The organism is Mycolicibacterium hippocampi (assembly GCF_010723735.1).
GTDB classification, from domain to species: domain Bacteria; phylum Actinomycetota; class Actinomycetes; order Mycobacteriales; family Mycobacteriaceae; genus Mycobacterium; species Mycobacterium hippocampi.
The window spans coordinates 5,915,603-5,936,274 of the sequence record NZ_BLLB01000002.1 but is presented as its reverse complement, the minus strand read 5'-3'; the positions used below and the strand labels follow the sequence as shown (position 1 = coordinate 5,936,274).

General features: G+C 69.8%; 15 protein-coding genes. 7 read left to right on the top strand and 8 right to left on the bottom strand.

The annotated features are described in order from the left end of the window. Positions 1-21 precede the first annotated feature (21 nt). Genes G6N53_RS29550 through G6N53_RS29540 form a run of 3 tightly spaced genes read right to left on the bottom strand, consistent with a single transcriptional unit; the run spans position 22 to position 6,535 of the window. Entirely contained in the window at positions 22-1,269 is a 1,248-nt protein-coding gene (locus G6N53_RS29550) for a hypothetical protein (protein ID WP_163896449.1), read from the bottom strand. Continuing rightward, positions 1,266-2,612 (bottom strand): M1 family metallopeptidase, encoded by a 1,347-nt coding sequence (locus tag G6N53_RS29545; RefSeq protein WP_237166678.1) that lies wholly within the window; start codon positions 2,610-2,612, stop codon positions 1,266-1,268. Before G6N53_RS29545 ends, G6N53_RS29550 begins: the two co-directional genes overlap by 4 nt. Beyond that, positions 2,609-6,535 (bottom strand): Pls/PosA family non-ribosomal peptide synthetase, encoded by a 3,927-nt coding sequence (locus G6N53_RS29540; protein ID WP_163895254.1) that lies wholly within the window; start codon positions 6,533-6,535, stop codon positions 2,609-2,611. The genes G6N53_RS29545 and G6N53_RS29540 overlap by 4 nt, the downstream gene beginning before the upstream one ends. Before the next feature lie 231 nt (positions 6,536-6,766). On the opposite strand from G6N53_RS29540, the gene G6N53_RS29535 reads away from it, so the two are divergent. Then, complete coding sequence (locus G6N53_RS29535) at positions 6,767-7,804, top strand: TerC family protein (RefSeq protein WP_163895252.1); 1,038 nt, start codon at positions 6,767-6,769, stop codon at positions 7,802-7,804. 10 nt (positions 7,805-7,814) lie between these two features. Here G6N53_RS29535 and alc read toward each other — a convergent pair whose 3' ends face one another. From alc to G6N53_RS29520, 3 genes are all read right to left on the bottom strand, one after another. Then, entirely contained in the window at positions 7,815-8,852 is a 1,038-nt protein-coding gene (alc, locus tag G6N53_RS29530) for an allantoicase (RefSeq protein WP_371870874.1), read from the bottom strand. A gap of 22 nt (positions 8,853-8,874) precedes the next feature. Next, positions 8,875-9,396 (bottom strand): 2-oxo-4-hydroxy-4-carboxy-5-ureidoimidazoline decarboxylase, encoded by a 522-nt coding sequence (locus tag G6N53_RS29525; RefSeq protein ID WP_163895248.1) that lies wholly within the window; start codon positions 9,394-9,396, stop codon positions 8,875-8,877. Between the two features lie 93 nt (positions 9,397-9,489). Continuing rightward, positions 9,490-9,975 (bottom strand): inorganic diphosphatase, encoded by a 486-nt coding sequence (locus tag G6N53_RS29520; protein ID WP_163895246.1) that lies wholly within the window; start codon positions 9,973-9,975, stop codon positions 9,490-9,492. Between the two features lie 124 nt (positions 9,976-10,099). Here G6N53_RS29520 and dacB point away from each other — a divergent pair, with 124 nt between their 5' ends. The 5 genes from dacB to G6N53_RS29495 are packed head-to-tail and all read left to right on the top strand — an operon-like array spanning position 10,100 to position 16,429. Beyond that, positions 10,100-11,473 carry a D-alanyl-D-alanine carboxypeptidase/D-alanyl-D-alanine endopeptidase gene (gene dacB / locus G6N53_RS29515; RefSeq protein ID WP_163895244.1) on the top strand — a complete coding sequence of 458 codons (1,374 nt, stop codon included), beginning with the start codon at positions 10,100-10,102 and terminating at the stop codon, positions 11,471-11,473. Then, on the top strand, positions 11,470-12,552 hold the full coding sequence (locus tag G6N53_RS29510; RefSeq protein ID WP_163895241.1) for an Rv3626c family coenzyme F420 biosynthesis-associated protein: 1,083 nt from the start codon (positions 11,470-11,472) through the stop codon (positions 12,550-12,552). The genes dacB and G6N53_RS29510 overlap by 4 nt, the downstream gene beginning before the upstream one ends. Next, positions 12,531-13,490, top strand: coding sequence for a tRNA lysidine(34) synthetase TilS (gene tilS / locus G6N53_RS29505; protein WP_163895239.1), 960 nt, complete (start codon positions 12,531-12,533; stop codon positions 13,488-13,490). Before G6N53_RS29510 ends, tilS begins: the two co-directional genes overlap by 22 nt. A gap of 60 nt (positions 13,491-13,550) precedes the next feature. Beyond that, positions 13,551-14,144: a hypoxanthine phosphoribosyltransferase gene (gene hpt / locus G6N53_RS29500; RefSeq protein ID WP_163895237.1), complete on the top strand. Its 594-nt coding sequence runs from the start codon at positions 13,551-13,553 to the stop codon at positions 14,142-14,144. A 56-nt stretch (positions 14,145-14,200) separates the two neighbouring features. Then, positions 14,201-16,429 carry a molybdopterin-dependent oxidoreductase gene (locus tag G6N53_RS29495; RefSeq protein WP_163895235.1) on the top strand — a complete coding sequence of 743 codons (2,229 nt, stop codon included), beginning with the start codon at positions 14,201-14,203 and terminating at the stop codon, positions 16,427-16,429. A 9-nt stretch (positions 16,430-16,438) separates the two neighbouring features. Here the strand turns inward: G6N53_RS29495 and G6N53_RS29490 are convergent, their stop codons facing one another. Then, entirely contained in the window at positions 16,439-17,179 is a 741-nt protein-coding gene (locus G6N53_RS29490) for an SIMPL domain-containing protein (RefSeq protein WP_163895233.1), read from the bottom strand. A gap of 10 nt (positions 17,180-17,189) precedes the next feature. Then, complete coding sequence (locus tag G6N53_RS29485; RefSeq protein WP_205390498.1) at positions 17,190-18,131, bottom strand: alpha/beta fold hydrolase; 942 nt, start codon at positions 18,129-18,131, stop codon at positions 17,190-17,192. Between the two features lie 155 nt (positions 18,132-18,286). Between G6N53_RS29485 and ftsH the strand changes: the two genes are divergently transcribed. Continuing rightward, entirely contained in the window at positions 18,287-20,647 is a 2,361-nt protein-coding gene (gene ftsH / locus G6N53_RS29480) for an ATP-dependent zinc metalloprotease FtsH (RefSeq protein WP_163895231.1), read from the top strand. Positions 20,648-20,672 lie beyond the last annotated feature (25 nt).

Below are 20,672 nucleotides of genomic sequence, written 5' to 3'. Positions count from 1 at the left end.
TGCGGGCAGCGTATTCGTCGGCTACCCGGCGGTGTGCAGGCGGGCGAGTGCGGCCAGGTGCACCGCCATCCCCAGCAGCGGCCCGCACAGCAGCGCGATGACGGTGCGCAGTTCGAGTTCCAACGGCAGCAGCAACAGCAGCGTGGAGGCCACCGTGGCACTCAGCCAGCCGACCGCGTATGCCCGGTGCAGCGCGGCGGCCACCGTCGCCGCGCCGGTCAGTGTCAACAGTGCGATCGCTACGGCCGCGGCCGTGAACCAGGCCAGCAGCGCACCGTCGGCGAGGTACTCGTCACCGAAGCCCTCCCGCAGCAGCCACGGCCCGAACGCCGCCGCGAGGGCGATCCCCGCCGCGCCCACCGCACCGACCAGCGCCGCGGGCGCCACCAGCGCTTTGAGCCGGTGGGTGCGCTGGTCGACGAAGTGCGCGATCAGGTTGCCCTGCATCGCGGTCAGCGGCACCAGCAGCGGGGCCCGCGTCAACGTCACCGCGAGGATCACCACGCCGCCCGTGGCACCGAGATCGTCACCCGAGGTGGCCTTCAACAGCACCGGAAAACCCATCACCAGGACCGCGCTGGCACCGGCCGCGGCGATCGAGTGCCCGGTGCCGCGCAGGAAAGTGGCGGTGTCGACCGCAGTGAGCAGCCGGGCGGCCGCCCTGGTCGTCGGCGAGGTGACAAGCAGCAACAGCCACGCGATCGCGCCGGCGACCGTCGCCCACAGATAGCCGCCGAGCCCCCAGCCCACCGCGAAGGTGGCCACCGCCACCGCGACCCGCAGCACGGCGTCGGTGACCATCAGCGCGCCGTACTGCGACCACCGGTTCACCCCGGCGAGCGCGCCGAGCAGCGTGGTGTGCAGACAGAACCCGGCCAGCCCGCCGCACAGCAGCGCGACGCTGAGCGCCCTGTCCTCGACGAAGACGTGCTGTGACCACAGCGGCGAGGTCGCGGCGATCAACAGCGCGGCGGTCACCCCGACACCCGCCCCGACCCGCAACGGGTGGGTGCGCGCGGCCGGTGGATCGGCGGCGGCGGACCGGATCTCCCGGGTGGTCTCCTGAAGCAGGCCGAAGGCCGCCCCGCTGACCAGACCGAACGCCCCCCAGAACACCCCGAAGACGGAGAAGCCTGCGGGCTCGAGATCCCGCGCGGCCAGGTAGAGCACCGCGTACCCGCACAGCGCGGTCAGCGCTGTCGCCGCGCCGACGCGGACCACGCTGCTGCGGGTCACCGCGCCTGAGGGCGCCGCCGCCGCGTCTGTCACACCCACACGTCCAGCGATGGCACCTTCGGTGAGTAGAGCCACGCGGCCCACAGCTCCCGCAGCGAATCCTCGCTGTGGTGGGCCGCCAGGTCGGTGAAATCGTCGGTCACCGCGCTGCTGTGCCGGTAGCGGTCCGTCCAATCCTTGAGCAGCGCAAAGAAGTTGGTGTCGCCGATCTGGCTGCGCAGGGCGTGCAGCGTGAGCGCTCCGCGCTTGTACACCCGGTCGTCGAACATGTCGCGCGGGCCGGGGTCGGCGAGGACCAGGTCCTGCGCCGAGTTGAGCAGTTTCTGGTGGTAGTGGCGGGCGTGCTCGTCTGCGGTGCGCTCTCCGCAGTGCTCGGACCACAGCCACTCCGCGTAGCAGGCGAAACCTTCGTGCAGCCAGATGTGGCGCCAGCGCTGGACGGTGACGGAGTTGCCGAACCACTGGTGCGCCAGCTCGTGTGCGATCAGCCGTTCCGAATTCCGCTGCCCGTCACAGTGGTTGGCGCCGAAGATGGAGATTCCCTGCGCCTCGAGGGGGATCTCGAGGTCGTCGTCGGTCACCACCACGGTGTATCCGCCGGCCAGAGGATAGGGACCGAACAGCTTCACGAACAGCTTCATCATCTGCGACTGACGGCCGAAGTCGGTTTCGAAGTTCGTGCGTAGCCGGTCGGGCAGGACCGAGAAGATCTCGACGCCGTTCTTCGACATCCGCTGCCTGCTGTAGACGCCGATCTGCAGCGTGACCAGATAGGTCGAGGTGGGCTCGGCCTGCTCGTAGACCCAGGTGGTCATGCCGGCACGGGCGCGCCGGGACAGCAGCTTGCCGTTGGAGAGCGCGAAATACGGGCTCTCCGTGCTGATCTGGACCCGGAAGCTGGCCTTGGCGCTGGGGTGGTCGTCACACGGGAACCATGACGCGGCACCGTTGGGCTGGCCCGCGACCAGCACGCCTTCGGTCAGTTCCTCGAAACCGACTTCGCCCCAATGGGACCGGATCGGACGCGGGGTGCCGCCGTAACGCACCGCGACCACCATCGCCGCGCCGGCGGGTAGCCGCTCCGCCAGGGTGACGTGCAATTTGCCTGCCTGGGTGCGGAACTGCGAGGGCCGCCTGCCGTTCACCGTCACCTTGGACACCGCGAGCGCATCCGACAGGTCCAGGGTGAACGTGGCGAGTTCGGCCAGTGTGACGGCGGTGATGGTGGCCGCCCCCGCGAGCCGGTTGATCGCCACCTTGTATTCGAGTTCGAGTTCGTAGCGCGACACCCGGTAGCCGAAGTTGCCGGAGCCGGGAAGGTACGGGTCGATGACCGGTGACCCGTTCTTCTTGGCCACCCGTTTGCGTCCGCTCACGCGGCCGCCGGCTTCTTGGGCTTGGGACTCGACGAGTCACGCTTCTTGCGTGGCGGGTTCCACGAGGCGATCGGGTTGCCCTGCCATCGAGTCGACGGTGGAACCACGTCGCCGCGCATCACCAGCGATGCCGGTCCGACCGTGGCTCCTGACCCGATGCGCGCCGCGGGCAACGCCACGCAGTGCGGTCCCAGCGTCGCGCCCTGCTCGAGCACGACGGTGTCCATCCGCATGATGCGATCGTGGAACAGATGGGTCTGCACCACGCACCCACGGTTGACAGTGCAGCCGTCCTCGAGCGTCACCAGGTCGGCCTCGGGGAGCCAGTAGCTCTCACACCACACCCCCCGTCCGATCTTCGCGCCCAGCGCCCGCAGCCACAGATTCATCACCGGTGTACCCGCTGCCCCACGGGCGAACCACGGCGCCGCCACGGTCTCGACGAATGTGTCCGACACCTCGTTGCGCCACACGAACGACGACCACAGCGGATGTTCGATGGCGGTGATCCGGCCCACCACAATCCATTTGGCAGCCACCGCGATGCCGCCGGCCACCGCCCCGGCGGCCAGCAGGATAACCCCGGTGGCCAGCGCGGCCCAGATCCAGCCGGCGGTCAGCACCACGGCTTGGACGGACAGCAGAACGGCCACCCCGATGGCGAACGTGACCACGACGGGGACGAGCCGGAACGTCTCGACGGTGGCGCGCAGCGCCTTCAGCCGCGCGGACGGATGAAAGGTCCGCAGCACGTCGGCGGCCGTGGGCCGGCGCCGCAGCCGCACCGGCGGGCTGCCCAGCCAGGACGAGCCCGCCTTGGCTTTGTGCGGTGCTGCCGAGAGCACCGCGACCAGCCCGTCGTCGGGGACCCGGCGACCGGGCTGGGTGATGCCTGAGTTCCCCAGGAAGGCGCGCTTGCCGATGGTGGCCCGGGCGACGTGGATCCAACCGCCGCCCAGTTCGTAGGACGCGACCATGGTGTCGTCGGCGAGGAACGCACCGTCTTCGATGACGGTGAACTTGGGGATCAGCAGCGCCGTGGAGATCTCGGTACCGCGGCCGACCTCGGCCCCGAGAAGTCGGAGCCACCAGGGTGTGAGCAGGCTGGCGTAGATCGGGAAGAGGTGGTTGCGGGCGGCATCCATCAGCCGTTCGGTGGCCCACAGCTGCCAGCCCGAGCGGCTGCGCACCGGGTGGTAGCCCTCGTGCAGTCCGACAGCGAGCAACCGCACCCCCAGCACCGTCAGGGCCGCGTAGGTCAGCAGGGCGGCCAGCGTCGCCGGCACGATCCACACCAGCGCCGGCAGCACCGCCGCGCTCACCGACTCGGTCCCGCGCACCCCCCAGCCGAGCACGGCGATCCCCGCGGCCAGTGCGGCCAGCGGCAGCGCGCCCAGCAGCACCGACGTGGCGCCGTACATCGCGACCCACAACGGGGCGCTGGGTGGGCGATGATCCGGCCACGGATGCTTGGCCTTACCGGACTTGACCGCCGGGGAACCCTTCCAGTACTGCCTGTTCTTCACCTTCCCGACGACGCCGGAACCGGGTGCCACGTCGGCGTTCTTGCCGACGACCGCGCCCGGGAGCAACGTGGTCCTGGCACCCACCGACGCGTCGTTGCCGACGGCGACGGGGCCGACATGGAACAGATCGCCGTCGATCCAGTGGCCACTCAGGTCGACCTCGGGTTCGATGGAACACCGGTGACCCAGGGTCAGCATCCCGGTGACCGGCGGCGCCGAGTGCAGGTCCACCCCGTTGCCGACCGAGTTGCCCAGCGCGCGGGCGTAGTAGACCAGCCAGGGCGCCCCGGCCATGTTCTCCGCGCCACTGGCCTCGGCCAGCCGCTCGGCCAGCCACACCCGCAGGTGCACCGACCCGCCGCGACGGTAGGTGCCCGGCGCGAGGTCACCGATCAGGACACGCGCCCCGAACACCGCGATGCCCATCCGGCCCAGCGGGGTGATGAACAGCATGAAACCCGCCAGGATCCACCACCAGTCGACGGGCCTGGCCCACGGCACCAGCGACAGCGCGGCAGCGATGTTGTTCGCCAGCGCCAGCCAGACCACCCACTGCATGCCGGCCAGCGTCGCCAGCGGCACACTCGCGGCTATCTGCACGGCCTGGGTCAGCCGCGAGACCGGCTTCACGTCGCGGGTCACCACGGCGGGCGGCGGATCGAGCTCGTCCAGGTAGCCCGCCAGCGACCCCAGTCGGGGATGGTCATAGAGCTCGGCGACCGTCACCTGCGGGTAGCGCTGCCGCAGCGCGGCGGTCAGCTGTGCCGCCGACAGCGACCCGCCGCCGAGGGCGAAGAAGTCCGCTTCCGGCCCGTCCACCGGCGCAGCCAGCACGTCACGCCACAATGCGGCCAGCCAGCCGAGGGTGCCGCCCAGCTCGGGAGCGGCGTCGTCACCTGCCGAGCCGACCGGCCACGGAAGGGCGTCGCGGTCGACCTTCCCCGACGTACGGGTGGGCAGTTCGGCGACGACGACCAGCCGGGGCACCAACGCGGCGGGTAGCGACCCGGACAGCCGGGCGCGGGCCTCGACGACGTCGAAGGCCTGTTCGGCGACAGGCGCGACGACGAGGTAGCCGACCAGCAGCGGGGTGCCGCTGGCGGTCTTGCGCACCGCCGCGGCAGCACCGCTGACACCGGGCAGGTTCACCAGCGCGGTTTCCACCTCGCCGAGCTCGATACGCCGGCCGCCGACCTTGACCTGGTCGTCGGCGCGTCCCACGAAGTACAGCCCGTCGGATTCCAGCCGGACCAGGTCACCGCTGCGGTAGGCACGGCTCCAGGCGAGGCTCGGCATGGCTGCGTACTTCTCGGCGTCCTTGTCCGGGTCGAGGTAGCGCGCCAGCCCGACACCACCGATGACGAGCTCACCGACCTCGCCGAGTTCCACCGGCGAGCCGTCCTTGCCGACCACCGCCAGATCCCACCCGGGTAGCGGCAGCCCGATACTCACCGGGCTCTTTCCGTCCAACCGCGCCGCGCACGCCACGACCGTCGCCTCGGTGGGCCCGTAGGTGTTCCATACCTCGCGACCGTCCACCGCGAGCCGTTCGGCCAGCTCCGGTGGGCAGGCCTCACCGCCGAAGATCAGCAGCCGCACCGCCTCCAGCGCCTCTGCGGGCCACAGTGAGGCCAGCGTGGGGACGGTGGAGACGACGGTGATGTCCCGAGAGACCAGCCAAGGGCCCAGGTCCATCCCGCTGCGCACCAGCGACCGGGGCGCCGGCACCAGGCACGCGCCGTGCCGCCACGCCAGCCACATCTCCTCACAGGACGCGTCGAACGCCACCGACAGCCCCGCGAGCACCCGGTCTCCAGGGCCGATCGGGTTGTCCTGCAGGAACATCCGTGCCTCGGCGTCGACGAACGCCGCCGCGCTGCGGTGGGTGACGGCGACGCCCTTCGGAGTTCCGGTGGAGCCGGAGGTGAAGATGATCCACGCGTCGTCGCGGCTCAACGGCGCGGCCGCGCGCCAACCTCGTGACGACCCGGGCCCGCGCACCAGGCCCTGCTCGGTGATCACCGCTACGACGCCGGCTTCGGTGAACACCAACTCGGCGCGCTCGGCCGGGTCGTCCGCGTCGACCGGTACGTAGGCCGCTCCGGTCGCCAACGTCGCCAGGATCGCGACGTAGAGCGCGTAGCTGCCCGACGGCATCCGGATGCCGATGCGGTCGCCCCGCCCGATGCCGCGCGCGGCGAGCCACGCGACGCTGTCCTCGACGTCGGTGATCAGCTCGGCGTAGGTGAGCTGAACGGCACCGTCGTCGAGCGCCGTGGCGTCGGGATGGCGGCGCGCGGTGTCGTAGAGGATGTCGATCAGCGTGCGTGGCTCCGGGGCCGATGCCGACAGCACGAATTGAGAAGGGATCTCGGGGGTTGGATCCGCTGCTGTCACGGGTACAAACTACTAAGCGTCCGGAGTCACTTCATGCCCTCGGCACCTGCTCGTTTCGCGTGTCGGGCGATCGACTGGCAGAATCACCGCCTTGGAGGGGAGTATTCCTCAGCCGCAGTGTCGTCATCTCGTCGTCCGCCCTCGGACGACCGGTGCCGCGGGCCCGACACCGACGCTCAGGTCGGTGCGGGTGGAAGAGACCTCCGGCGTTGACTGACGACCGGAGGTTTGATGAACGTTTCTGGACTCGAGTGGGGGATCACCCTCGCTGTGACGATCGGCATTCTGCTGGTCGACGTGCTGATCTTCGGGCGTAGGCCCCACGAGCCGTCACGGCGGGAGACCGGGACCGCGTTGACCTTCTACATCGGCCTGGCGATCGCGTTCGGCCTGTGGACGTGGTTCTACCACGGCAGCCAGTTCGGGCTCGAGTTCTTCGCCGGGTGGCTCACCGAGTACAGCTTGTCGGTGGACAACCTGTTCATCTTCTTGATCATCATGGCCAGCTTCAAGGTGCCGCGGATCTACCAGCAGCAGGCGCTGCTCGTCGGGATCATCCTGGCGCTGATCTTCCGTGGCATCTTCATCGCGCTCGGCGCTCTGGCGATCAACCAGTTCTCCTGGGTGTTCTACCTCTTCGGCGCGTTCCTGGTGTACACCGCGATCAAGCTCGTCCGGGACACCGAGCACGACGACGACGCGGACAACTCCGTGGTCAGGTTCGCCCAGCGGCACCTGAAGTTCACCGACCAGTGGGACGGCCTGAAGCTGTGGGTCAAGGAAAACGGAAGTCGCGTGATGACGCCGATGTTCCTGGTCATCGTCGCGCTGGGCACCACCGACCTGCTGTTCGCGCTGGACTCAATTCCGGCGATCTACGGTCTGACCCGCGAGCCCTACCTGGTGTTCACCGCCAACGTGTTCGCGCTGATGGGCCTGCGGCAGCTGTACTTCCTGCTGGGTGACCTGCTCAAGCGGCTGGTGTACCTGTCGCAGGGGCTGGCGTTCATCCTGGGCTTCATCGGCGTCAAACTGCTGCTGCACGCGCTGCACGAGAACGAACTCCCGTTCATCAACGGCGGCGAGCACGTGCCGGTGCCGGAGATCCCGACGCTGGCCAGCCTCGGCGTGATCATCGTCACGCTGGCGATCACCACCGCGGCCAGCCTGTACAAGACCCGGGTGCACGATGTCCGCAAACAGGGCACCCCGACGAAGGTGGAGCCGGCCGACCTCACCACCGACCCGCAGGAGGATCCCTCACGCTGAGGGACGGCCTTCAGGCTGCGGCGTCCCAGCGCTCGCTGACCCGCCGCAGCCCCTCCGGGGTGAGCCGTCCGAACAGCCGCAGCCGCGCCATCCCGCCGTCGGGATAGATGTCCAGGCGGGCCTCGGTGACCGCCCGGTCGGAGCCGACCAGGAAGCGGTGTCTGGTGTCGGGCTGCAGTTCGGTCTGCGGCAGCAGATCGAACCACTCGCCGTCTCCGTCGCGGCCCCGCAACCGGGCTGAACCCGGGGCGTTGCCGATGAAGTACGAAGTGTCCAGTTCGGCTGCGGTCAGCACACCCTGGCCGGCAAGAAGCACCTGTACCCAGTCGTTCCCGGAGTCGCGCCGCCGGGAGGTCTCCCAGCCCTCGCCCATGGTCCTGGCCGCGCCGGGCAGCAACAGGTTGTTGGGGGAGCTGTAGAACATGTTGGAGCAGCCGGTGATCCGGCCGCCGTTGTCCAGGGCCGCCAGGTCCAGCGGAAGCTCCGTGAAGCGGGGGTCCAGCAGGCCTTCGCCATGCACCCGCAGCCGGGCCACGCCGCCGTCGGGATAGATGCACAGCCGCACATGGGTCCAGCGCTTCGGCGAATCCACCGCGCACGGGTTGCGGGTGTCCCCGTTGACGGGGTGGCGCGCCACGATCGTGGTCCACTCGACCTCGTCGGCCAGTTGCTGCGCGGTCGGATAACCGTCGACGAACGCTGCCTCGACCGAGACCTCCGGCGGATAGTTGCCGGTGAACCACGCCGTGTCCACCACGACCCCGCGGATGATGCCGGGCACCCCGAGGCGGACGATCACCGAATCGTGCGAGTCGGCGGTGGCGGCGCGGCGCCTGCGGGTCTCCCAGCCGTCGTAGACCTGCCCCTTGTGGCCGAAGGTGGCCGGCTGATATTCCGGTGCGCCCGGTTTGATCAGGTTCTCCTTCTCGGCGAACACGTCGTCGTTGGCCCACAGCACCGCTCCACCTGCGGATCGGGCGGCGAGATCGGGAAGGGAGAGAAAGTGGGAGTGTCCGGCGGGTCTTGTCGGTGGAGTGCTCACCGGCAAAGCCTAAGCGAGCAGCGGGTACTCACCAGTTGTCGTAGCCGCCCTCGGGACCGAGCATCCGCTCCAGCCGGGTGCGGTTGATCCGGGCGAGCTCGTTGCGGACCACCTTGCGCTCGGTCTCGTGGTCGTTGTGCAACCGGTCGTGCAGCGTGGCGAGCACGTCCTCGGCGCGGTAGCCGTTGATGAACATCACGAACCCGAAGCCGAAGTGCTGCAGGTAGGTCTTCGACGCCGCTGCCAGCTCGGCCATCATCTCGGGGCGCTCGTCGGTGATGGCGCACTGTTCGGCCTGGGACTTCTCGCTGCCGGGCCGCCGGCCGACGTCCGGGTAGGCCTCCAGGATGGAGTCGATGGACTCCTCGCTCAGCCCGAACAGCAGCGAGTCAGCGCAGCGATACAGCTGGTCATAGGTGTCGAAGGGGCGGGCGCGTGCCAGATCGGCGGCCAGCGGGACGCTGTAGCAGCACTCGTAGACGGCGTGGACTGCGCGACGCAACGGCATTGCGTTGAAGGCGTCCAGCCCGAGTCCCTGATGCAACAGCACTCCGCCATGATCGAAGGCCGAAGGGACAGCGGCGTTACGCCGTGTTACGACCACGCAAATTCCCGGGGTGAGTTGAGTCTCAAGCCGGGGCCGTCAGTGACCTTCGGCCTTGAACCTCTCGATGGAACGGTTCACCTCGGCCTCGGCCTCCTCGCGGCCCACCCAGTCGGCGGCCTTGACGAACTTGCCCGGCTCGAGGTCCTTGTAGTGCACGAAGAAATGTTTGATGGCGTCCAGCTCGAACTCCGACACATCGCCGATGTCGGTGATGTGGTCCCACCGGGGATCGGCGAGCACGCAGAGCACCTTGTCGTCGCCGCCCTTCTCGTCGGTCATCCGGAACATGCCCACAGGGCGCGCCTCGACGATGCAGCCCGGGAACACCGGTTCGGGCAGCAGCACCAGCGCGTCCAGCGGATCCCCGTCCTCACCGAGGGTGTCCTCGATGTAGCCGTAGTCCGTCGGGTAACCCATCGCCGTGAACAGATAGCGGTCCAGCTTCACTTTGCCGCTGTCATGGTCCACCTCATACTTGTTGCGCGACCCCTTCTGGATCTCGACGAGGACGTCGAACTGCACGGTGGGGACTCCTTCAGATCAGGTACGGATCAGGGTCGTCTGCTGACGACGCGGGTTAACAGTAAACGAGCGATACCCTGCACTACAGGGGTGGCTCGGGTAGTCGATCGAGAGCAGGAGAAACATGCGTCCCACTCGGTGGCGGCGGTCCACCCACGTGGTGGTCGGGGTGGCGGTGCTGCTGCTGGTCACTGTGGTGGTGGCGGCCGCCGCGCTGCTGTCCCGGCCGACGTCCGACCAGCAGGCCGTGGAACCCGCACCTGCACCGGCGACCGCTGCTCCGGCGGTGGTTCCCGTCTCCGACTCCGCACACGTACCGACAGCCGACGGCCTCGCTGCCGCCCTGGCGCCGGCGCTGGCCGACCCCGACCTGGGCAGGTTCACCGGCCGCATCACCGACGCATTGACCGGCAGGCAGCTCTGGGAACAGGGTGCCGACGTGCCGATGCAACCGGCGTCGGCGAACAAGCTGCTGACCGCCGCGGCGGCGCTGCTGACCCTGGACCGCGACGACCGGCTGACCACGCGGGTCCTCGCCGGCGACCGGCCCGGGGTGGTGGTGCTGGTCGGCGGTGGGGACCAGACGCTGTCGGCCGCGCCGCGCGGCGAGGAAACCTGGTACCGGGACGCGGCACGTATCGTCGATCTGGCCGACCAGGTGCGCCGCAGCGGCACCGCCGTGACCGCCGTGGAGGTCGACGTCAGCACCTACACCGGTCCGACGATGGCGATCGGCTGGGACCCGCTGGACATCGACGGCGGGGACATCGCGCCGATCGAATCGGTGATGCTCGACGCCGGACGGACGCAGCCGGTGACCGTGGAATCGCGGCGGTCGAAGACTCCCGCGCTGGACGCCGGCCGCGCCCTGGCCGTGGCGTTGCGGGTCGACCCCGCCAGGGTGACGGTGCGGTCCACGCCGGCCCGGGGGACCGAGGTCGCCTCGGTCCAGTCACCGCCGCTCATGCAGCGACTGCGCGACATGGTGAACCAGTCCGACAACGTCATGGCGGAGTCCATCGGGCGCGAGGTCGCCGCCGAGTCGAACCGGCCGCAGAGTTTCGACGGGGCGGCGCGCGCGGTGATCGGCACGCTGGAAGACGCCGGCATCGACACCACCGGCGCGCGCCTGTTCGACTCGAGCGGTCTGTCGGTGGACGACCGGCTGACCGCGAAGACCCTCGACGAGGTGGTCAACGCGGCGGCCGGGGACGCCGAGCCCGCCCTGCGGCCGCTGGTCGACCTGCTGCCGATCGCCGGGGGCAGCGGCACGCTGTCCAACCGCTACCTCGACACCGAGGAGGGCCGGGAGGCCGCGGGGTATCTGCGCGCCAAGACCGGTTCCCTGACCGGGACCAATTCGTTGGCCGGAATCGTCACCGACGAGAGTGGACGGGTGCTGACCTTCGCCCTGCTGTCCAACGAGGCCGGTCCTACCGGCCGCACCGCGCTCGACGCCTTCGCGGCGACGCTGCGCTCCTGCGGATGCCACACATGAGCCCGACCGGCAGGTCCGGCTTCGCCGTCGGACGGGCCGTCGACTGGAACCTGGCCGCCACGCTCGGCGGCAAGCTGGCCCGCCCGGAGCCGGCGGCCACCGACTACACCCGCAGACAGGCGGCCGAGCAGCTCACCGAATCGGCGCGGCTGGCCGAACTCCCGGTGCGCGAGGTGACCGGCCTCATCGAGGGCGGTGAGATCCCGGAGGCCCGAATCGTCGACCGGCCGCAGTGGATTCGTGCCGCGGCGCACTCCATGCGGGCGATGACCGGGGGCAGCGATGATCGCGCTGGGTCCGGTTCGGTCAAGCCCCCGGCAATCACCGGGCGCATCGCCGGCGCCCAGACCGGAGCGGTGCTGGCGTTCGTGTCGTCGGGCATCCTCGGCCAGTTCGATCCCTTCGCGGCGGGCGGTGGCGAGCTGCTGCTGGTGTACCCCAATGTGATCGCCGTCGAGCGCCAGCTCCGGGTGAAGCCGGCGGACTTCCGGATGTGGGTGTGCCTGCACGAGGTCACCCACCGGGTGCAGTTCCGGGCCAATCCCTGGTTGGCCGATCACATGACCGGCGCGCTCACGGTGCTGACCGAGGACGCGGGCGAGGACGTCACCCAAGTCGTCGGCCGGCTGGCCGGCTACCTGCGGGATCGTCGCGACAGCTCGAAAAGCGATGATTCCCAAGCGGACTCGGGCGGTGTCCTGGGGTTGCTCCGAGCGGTGCAGTCCGAGCCGCAACAGAAGGCGCTCGACCAGTTGCTGGTGCTGGGGACGCTGCTGGAAGGGCACGCCGAGCACGTCATGGATGCCGTCGGGCCCGCGGTGGTGCCGACGGTCGCCACGATCAGACGCCGGTTCGACGACCGCAGGCAGCGCAAGCAGCCCCCGCTGCAGCGGCTGATGCGGGCCCTGATGGGCATCGACGCGAAGATGAACCAGTACACCAGGGGAAAGGCCTTCGTCGACGAGGTGGTGTCGACCGTGGGCATGCAGCGGTTCAACACGATCTGGACCGATGCCGAGACCCTGCCGCTACCGAGCGAGATCGGTGAGCCACGGCGATGGATCGACCGGGTGCTGTAGCCGAGCTGCGCACGGTGGTCACCCGGTTCGCCCGTGACCATGCCGCAGGCCTCGACCGATGGTGCGTGGCGCTGTCGGGCGGGGCGGACTCGCTGGCGTTGACCGCTGTGGCGGCCACGGCGGTGCCGACCACCGCGTTGATCGTCGACCACGGCCTGCAGGCCGACTCCTCGGCGGTTGCCGCCACGGCCCGCGATCAGGCCCTCGCACTGGGATGTGTTGACGCCCAGGTGCTTCGGGTGACGGTGGGCACCGAGGGTGGACCCGAGGCCGCGGCCCGGTCCGTCAGGTACCGCGCGCTCGACGATGCCCGCGCCGGTGCCCCGGTGCTGTTGGCGCACACACTCGACGATCAGGCGGAGACGGTGCTGTTGGGGCTGGGCCGGGGGTCGGGAGCCCGGTCGATCGCCGGCATGAGACCCCACGACCCGCCGTGGTGGCGGCCGCTGCTCGGGGTGCGGCGGGAGCGGACCCATCGGGCGTGTGCGGAGCTTGGGCTGGCGCCGTGGCAGGACCCGCACAACGCCGACCGGCGGTTCACCCGGGTGCGGCTGCGCACCGAGGTGCTGCCGGTCCTCGAGGACGCCCTCGGCGGCGGCGTGGCCGAGGCACTGGCACGCACCGCGGCGGCACTGCGGGAGGACACCGACGCGCTCGACGCGATGGCGGCCCGCATTCTCGACACAATCGGCGAAGGCGGCCTCGCGGTCGGTGTGCTCACCCCGCTGCCCGGTGCGGTCCGGCGCAGGGTGATCAGGGGGTGGCTGCTCGCCGGTGGGGCGGTCGGGCTGACCGACACCCAGATCCGTGCCGTCGACGCGTTGGTCACCGCGTGGCGGGGCCAGGGCGGGGTCGCGGTGCCCGGGGCGACACCGCGGACGCGGTTGTTCGCCGGTCGCCGGGACGACATGCTGCTGCTGTACCGAGAACCGGTGTGAGGCGCGGCGTCGGTCCTCCCGGCACCGGATGGCACCGCCGCGGCGCGGCACGGCTACTCTGTGGGCGTGCCTGCGCATACGGCGGAGTTGTACCCCGGGGACATCAAGTCGGTGTTGCTGTCGGAAGAACAAATCCGGACCAAGACAGCTGAACTGGGTGCGCTGATCGGCGCCGACTACCACGATGCCGCCTCCGTGCCTGACGGCCGGGACCTGCTTCTGATCACCGTACTCAAGGGCGCGGTCATGTTCGTCACCGATCTCGCCCGCGCCATCCCGCTGCCCACCCAGCTGGAGTTCATGGCCGTGAGCTCCTACGGGTCGTCCACGTCGTCGTCCGGCGTGGTGCGCATCCTCAAGGATCTCGATCGCGACATCAACGACCGCGACGTGCTGATCGTCGAGGACATCGTGGACTCCGGGCTGACGCTGTCGTGGTTGCTGCGCAACCTGGCGACCAGAGGCCCGCGGTCGCTGCGGGTGTGCACACTGCTGCGCAAGCTGGAGGCGGTCCGCGCCGACGTCGAGATCGAATACGTCGGCTTCGACATCCCGAACGAATTCGTCGTCGGATACGGGCTCGACTACGCCGAGCGCTACCGCGACCTGCCCTACATCGGCACCCTCGACCCCAAGGTGTACGAGGACCGTTGAGGCCGAAGGCCGACAGAAGGCCGACAGAAGGCCGAAGCGCGGCGCAGAATGCTGTGATGACCGACACAGCGCTGCGAATCTGCCCGTTCTGTGAAGCGACCTGCGGCTTGACGCTGACCATCGACGACGGCCGGGTGGTCGGCGCCAGGGGTGACCAGGACGACGTGTTCAGTGCGGGCTACATCTGTCCCAAGGGGGCCAGTTTCGCCGAACTCGACAACGACCCCGACCGGCTGACCGCACCGCTGGTACGGCGCGACGGCGCGCTGACCGAGGCCAGCTGGGACGAGGCGTTCGCTGCCGTCGCCGCGGGCCTCGGCGCAGCGGTCCGCGACCACGGCGGCGCGTCGGTCGGGGTGTACCTCGGCAACCCGAACGCGCACACCGTCGCCGGCGCGCTGTACCCGCCGCTGATCATCCGCGGCCTGGGAACCCATCAGGTCTACTCGGCGAGCACTCTGGACCAGATGCCCAAACACGTTGCGCTGGGGCTGATGTTCGGTAGCCCGGTCGCGTTCACGGTCCCCGACCTCGACCGCACCGACCACCTCGTGATCATCGGGGCGAACCCGTTGGTGTCCAACGGCAGCCTGGCCACCGCCGCCGACTTCGGCGGGAAGCTGCGCAGACTGCGCAAGCGCGGCGGCAAGCTCGTCGTCATCGACCCGGCCCGCACCCGCACCGCCGAGCTCGCCGACCGGCACTTGGCGCCGCGGCCCGGCACCGACGCCGCACTGCTGTTCGCGGTCGTGCACGTGCTCTTCGACGAGGACCTGGTCTCGCTGGGAGCTCTCGCCGACCACGTCGCCGGGTTGGACGAGGTTCGCGACCTCGCCCGCGACTTTCCGCCGGAGACCGTGGCCGTGCACTGCGGTATCGACGCCGACGAGATCCGCACGCTGGCAAGGGAGATCGCCGCCGCCCCCACCGCCGCCGTCTACGGCCGGATGGGCACGTCCACCGTCGAGTTCGGCACCGTGGGCAGCTGGCTGGTCGACGTCGTCAACATCCTGACCGGAAACCTGGATCGACCCGGCGGGGTGATGTTCCCGCTGTCGCCGGTCGCGCCCGCGCCGCGGGGACCGCGAGCGGGCCGCGGCTTCACCACCGGCCGCTGGCACAGCCGGGTCTCCGGGCGGCCCGAGGTGCTCTCCGAACTACCCGTCGCGGTGCTGGCCGAAGAGATCGAGACCGCCGGCGAGGGGCAGATCAAGGCGATGATCACCGTGGCGGGCAATCCCGTGCTGTCCGCTCCGGACGGCGACCGGCTCGACCGCGCGCTGGCCGGTGTCGGCTTCATGGTGAGCATCGACCCGTATCTCAACGAGACCACCCGCCACGCCGACGTCATCCTGCCGCCCCCGCCGCCGTCATGCAGCCCGCACTTCGACTTCGCGCTGAACAACCTCGCGGTGCGCAACAACGCGCGCTACTCACCGCCGGCGCTGCCGTTGCAGGGCCGTCCCGACGAAGCCGAGATCCTGGCCCGGATCGCGTTGGTGCTCTACGGAATCGGAGTCGACGGGGACCCCGCGCTCGTCGACGAACAGGTCATCGCCGCCACCCTGGCCAAGGAGACCGCCGACGCGGGCTCGCCGGTCACGGGCCGCGCGGTCGACGAATTGACCGCGATGCTCGACGACGGCCCGGGCTATGAGCGCCGGCTCGACATGATGCTCCGGCTCGGCGCCTACGGCGACGCATTCGGTGCCCGACCGGACGGTCTGACACTGAAGCGGCTCAAGGCGGCGCCGCACGGCATTGATCTGGGGCCGCTGCAGCCGCGGCTACCGGACCTGCTGCGCACCCCGTCGGGTCTGATCGAGCTGGCACCGCCGCAGCTGATCGGCGACGCCACACGGCTGCGGGACTCACTCGGACAGCGCAGCGAGGGGTACCTGCTGATCGGTCGGCGGCACCTGCGCTCCAACAACAGCTGGATGCACAACCTGCCCGCGCTGGCCGGCGGCACCAACACCTGCACGCTGCGGATGCATCCCGACGACGCCGCCGACCTCGGGGTGTCCGACTCCGCCGTGGTCAAGGGCCCCGGCGGGGAACTGGTGGTGCCCGTCGAGATCACCGACGACATCCGCCGCGGCGTGCTGTCGCTGCCGCACGGCTGGGGTCACGACCGGTCCGGCACCGGGCAGACGCTGGCGGCCCGGCACCCCGGGGTGAACGTCAATCAGCTCAACGACGGATCGGTGCTGGACCCGCTCTCGGGCACCGCGGTGCTCAACGGAATCCCCGTGGTCGTGTCTGCGGCAGGCGCTCCCGCGTGACGCGGTGGGTCAGGTCAACTCCCAGATCACCGTCACGCTGAAGCCGACGGTCTGCTGGCCCGGCTCGAGCGGCACCGCAGCCTCCATCATCCCGCGCGGCGCATCCATCGGCGTCGGCGGCGCGGGCCCGCCCGACTCCGAGATCGAGATGACCTTGCCGAGGGTCAGACCCGACAGCTCCGCGTACTGATCGGCGCGGTCCTCGGCGTCCTCGAACGCCCGGGCCCGGGCATCGCGCACCAGTTGGGAATCGTCCTCGATGGAGTAGCTGATCGAATCGATCCGGGTGGCGTTGCCGCCGGTCTCGACGATCAGGCCGATCGCGTCGGAGGCCAGATCGAGGTCGCGGATCGTCACGTTGATCGAGTTGGTGGCGCGGTAGGCGGCGATGGCGGTGTCGTCGGGGCCGTACTGCGGCTGCAGGTCGGCCTGCGTGGTTGCCAGGTCGTTGCGGTCGATGCCGAGCTCGACGAGGCCCTCGATCACGGCTTGCTGGCGCTCGTTGGTCTGGTTCATCGCGGCGGTCGCGTCCGGCGCCAGGAACTCCATCGACGCGTTCACGGTCAACGTGTCCGGGGAGCCCTGGACCTGCCCGGCGCCGACGACGGTCACCTGACGGGTGTCGGCGTCGGGTGTCAGCGTCGGGCCCGGCTGTGCGTCACACGCTGTCAACGCGACTGCGGCGCCTGCCGCGGCGGCCAAGCCCACGAGCTTGGTTCTGGCTGATTTCGCTGTGGGTGCGATCGGCATGCCTGGCACCCTAACGCGTCTGCTCTGCCAGAAACCGGAGCAGCTCGCGGGTGACTTCATCGGGGCACTCCTCGGTGAGCCAGTGGCCCGCACCGTCGATCATCACCTCGCGGTATGCGCCGGTGACGAGCTCACGGGCACGGTGGCGCGGGGTGTAGGCCAGCGTGGCGTCGGCGGCGCCGCCGAGGAACAGGGCGGGCACCTCGATGGTCGGCGCCGGTGGATCGGCCGTCAGCTCCCAGTTGCGGTCGAAGCAGCGGTACCAGTTGAGCGGGCCGGTGAACCCGTTGCGGGTGAACTGGTCGACGTAGGTGCCGAAGTCCTGCTCGCTGATCCAGTCGGGAAGCCCGCCGGGCTCGGGGATCCGGGCCAGGAAGCCCTCGGGTCCCGGCGCGAGCATCCGCAGCGCCGCGGAGTCGTCGCCGGCGGGCGGGGCGGCGAACAACCGCCGCAGCGTGGTGGCCGGGTCCTCGGCCAGCTCGGCGTCGGCGGGCCCCGGCTCCTGGAAGTACAGGATGTAGAAGAAGTTGTCCCCGAAGATCCGCCGGAACGCCTGGGTCGTCGGCACCTTCGGGCGGGGCACCGGGGGCAGGCTCAGCCCGGCGACCGCGCTGAACCGTTCGGGGTGCAGCAGCGGGGCGGTCCAGGCGACGACGGCGCCGAAGTCGTGGCCGACGAGCACCGCCTGCTCCGCGCCGATGTCGTCCAGCAGCCCGGTCACGTCCGCGCTGAGCTCGACGACGTCGTAGGCGTCGACGGACTCCGGCTTGTCGGAGTCGCCGTAGCCGCGTTGATCGGGGACCAGCACGTGATAGCCCGCCTCGGCCAACGCCCGAGCCTGGTGGCGCCAGGAAAACGCCAGTTCGGGGAAGCCGTGGCAGAGCACGACCACGGGTGCGTCGGGCTCGCCGGCCTCGGTCACCCGCAGTGAGACCCCGTTCGTTTGCACCATCCGCGACCGCACACCCCAAGCCAAGCACGTCACCGGTTATGGGGGCGGGACCCGTCGGGAACTACCAGACGTTGGTCTAGCGGTAGCCTTGACTTTTCCAGCTGCGCGTATTGGAAGGATTTGGCCGGAGGTCCCGCCGACGGCCGTTGGTATCAATGAACCGAAAAACTGTTATCCGCACCCTCACGGTGATCGCCGTGGTGCTGCTGCTCGGGTGGTCCTTCTTCTACTTCAGCGACGACACCCGGGGATACAAGCCTGTCGACACCACGGTGGCGATGGCCCAGATCAACAGCGACAACGTCGACAGCGCGCAGATCGACGACCGCGAACAGCAGGTGCGGCTGGAGCTGAAGAACGGCAACAGCGACACCGAGGACAGCACCCAGATCATCACCAAGTACCCCACCGGTTACGGGGTGACGCTGTTCGAGGCGCTGCAGGCCAAGAACGCCAAGGTGAACACCGTCGTCAACCAGTCCAGCATGCTCGGCACCCTGCTGATCTACATGCTGCCGCTGCTGCTGCTGGTGTTCCTTTTCGTGATGTTCTCCCGGATGCAGTCCGGCGGACGGATGGGCTTCGGCTTCGGGAAGTCGAAGGCCAAGCAGCTGTCCAAGGACATGCCCAAGACCACCTTCGCCGACGTCGCCGGCGTCGACGAGGCGGTCGAAGAGCTCTACGAGATCAAGGACTTCCTGCAGAACCCGACCCGCTACCAGGCTCTCGGCGCCAAGATCCCCAAGGGCGTGCTGCTCTACGGACCGCCCGGCACCGGTAAGACGCTGCTGGCCCGCGCGGTCGCCGGTGAGGCCGGGGTGCCGTTCTTCACCATCTCCGGTTCGGATTTCGTCGAGATGTTCGTCGGCGTCGGTGCTTCCCGGGTGCGCGACATGTTCGAGCAGGCCAAGCAGAACAGCCCGTGCATCATCTTCGTCGACGAGATCGACGCCGTCGGCCGTCAGCGCGGCGCGGGCATGGGTGGCGGACACGACGAACGCGAGCAGACGCTCAACCAGCTGCTCGTCGAGATGGACGGCTTCGGCGAACGTCAGGGTGTCATCCTGATAGCGGCCACGAACCGGCCCGACATCCTCGATCCGGCGCTGCTGCGGCCCGGTCGCTTCGACCGCCAGATCCCGGTCTCCAGCCCCGATCTGGCCGGTCGGCGGGCGGTGCTCAAGGTCCACTCGCAGGGCAAGCCGATCGCGCCCGACGCCGACCTGGACGGGTTGGCCAAGCGCACCGTGGGCATGTCCGGTGCCGATCTGGCCAACGTCATCAACGAGTCGGCGCTGCTGACCGCCCGCGAGAACGGCACCGTGATCACCGGTGCCGCGCTCGAAGAGGCCGTCGACCGGGTTGTCGGTGGACCGCGCCGCAAGGGCCGCATCATCAGCGAGCACGAGAAGAAGATCACCGCCTACCACGAGGGCGGGCATACGTTGGCGGCCTGGGCGATGCCCGACATCGAGCCGATCTACAAGGTGACGATCCTGGCCCGCGGCCGCACCGGCGGTCACGCGATGGCGGTGCCCGAGGACGACAAGGGGTTGATGACCCGCTCGGAGATGATCGCGCGGCTGGTCTTCGCGATGGGCGGACGCGCCGCCGAGGAGTTGGTCTTCCGCGAGCCCACCACCGGGGCGGTGTCCGATATCGAGCAGGCCACCAAGATCGCCCGCGCGATGGTCACCGAGTACGGCATGAGCTCCAAGCTGGGCGCGGTGCGTTACGGCACCGAGCACGGGGATCCGTTCCTCGGTCGCACCATGGGCACCCAGGCCGACTACAGCCACGAGGTCGCCCAGATCATCGACGACGAGGTGCGCAAGCTCATCGAGGCCGCGCACACCGAGGCGTGGGAGATCCTCACCGAGTACCGCGACGTGCTGGACACCCTTGCCGGGCAGCTGCTGGAGAAGGAGACGCTGCACCGCGTGGAACTGCAGGCCATCTTCGGTGACGTGAAGAAGCGGCCCCGCCTGACCATGTTCGACGACTTCGGCGGCCGGGTGCCGTCGGACAAGCCGCCCATCAAGACGCCGGGCGAGCTGGCCATCGAGCGTGGTGAACCGTGGCCCAAGCCCGTTCCGGAGCCCGCGTTCAAGACCGCGATCGCCCAGGCGTCCAAGGCTGCTGCCGAAGCCGCCCACAACAACGGTGCGAACGGTTCGGGGACGAACGGTGCGCCGCCCAACGGGCCGACGCAGCCCGACTACGGCGCACCCGCCGGTTGGCACGCGCCCGGCTGGCCGCCGCCGCCGGGAACCCCGCAGCACGGGGCACCCCAGCAGCAACCCCAGGGCTACTGGTATCCGCCGCCGGCAGGCTGGCAGGGCGCCCCGCCGCCACCGCCGCCCTATCCGGGTTATCCGCCCTACCAACATCATCCGCAGCCCGAACAGTCGGCCCCCGCGCCGGAAGGTGATGCGGCTGCTCCCGGCTCCGAGCAGGGGTCGGGGCACGACGGCGACCGGGACAAGAACCGGGCTGATCCGCCGAACCGCGGTTAGTCACCGGCTGACACCTGAACGGAGA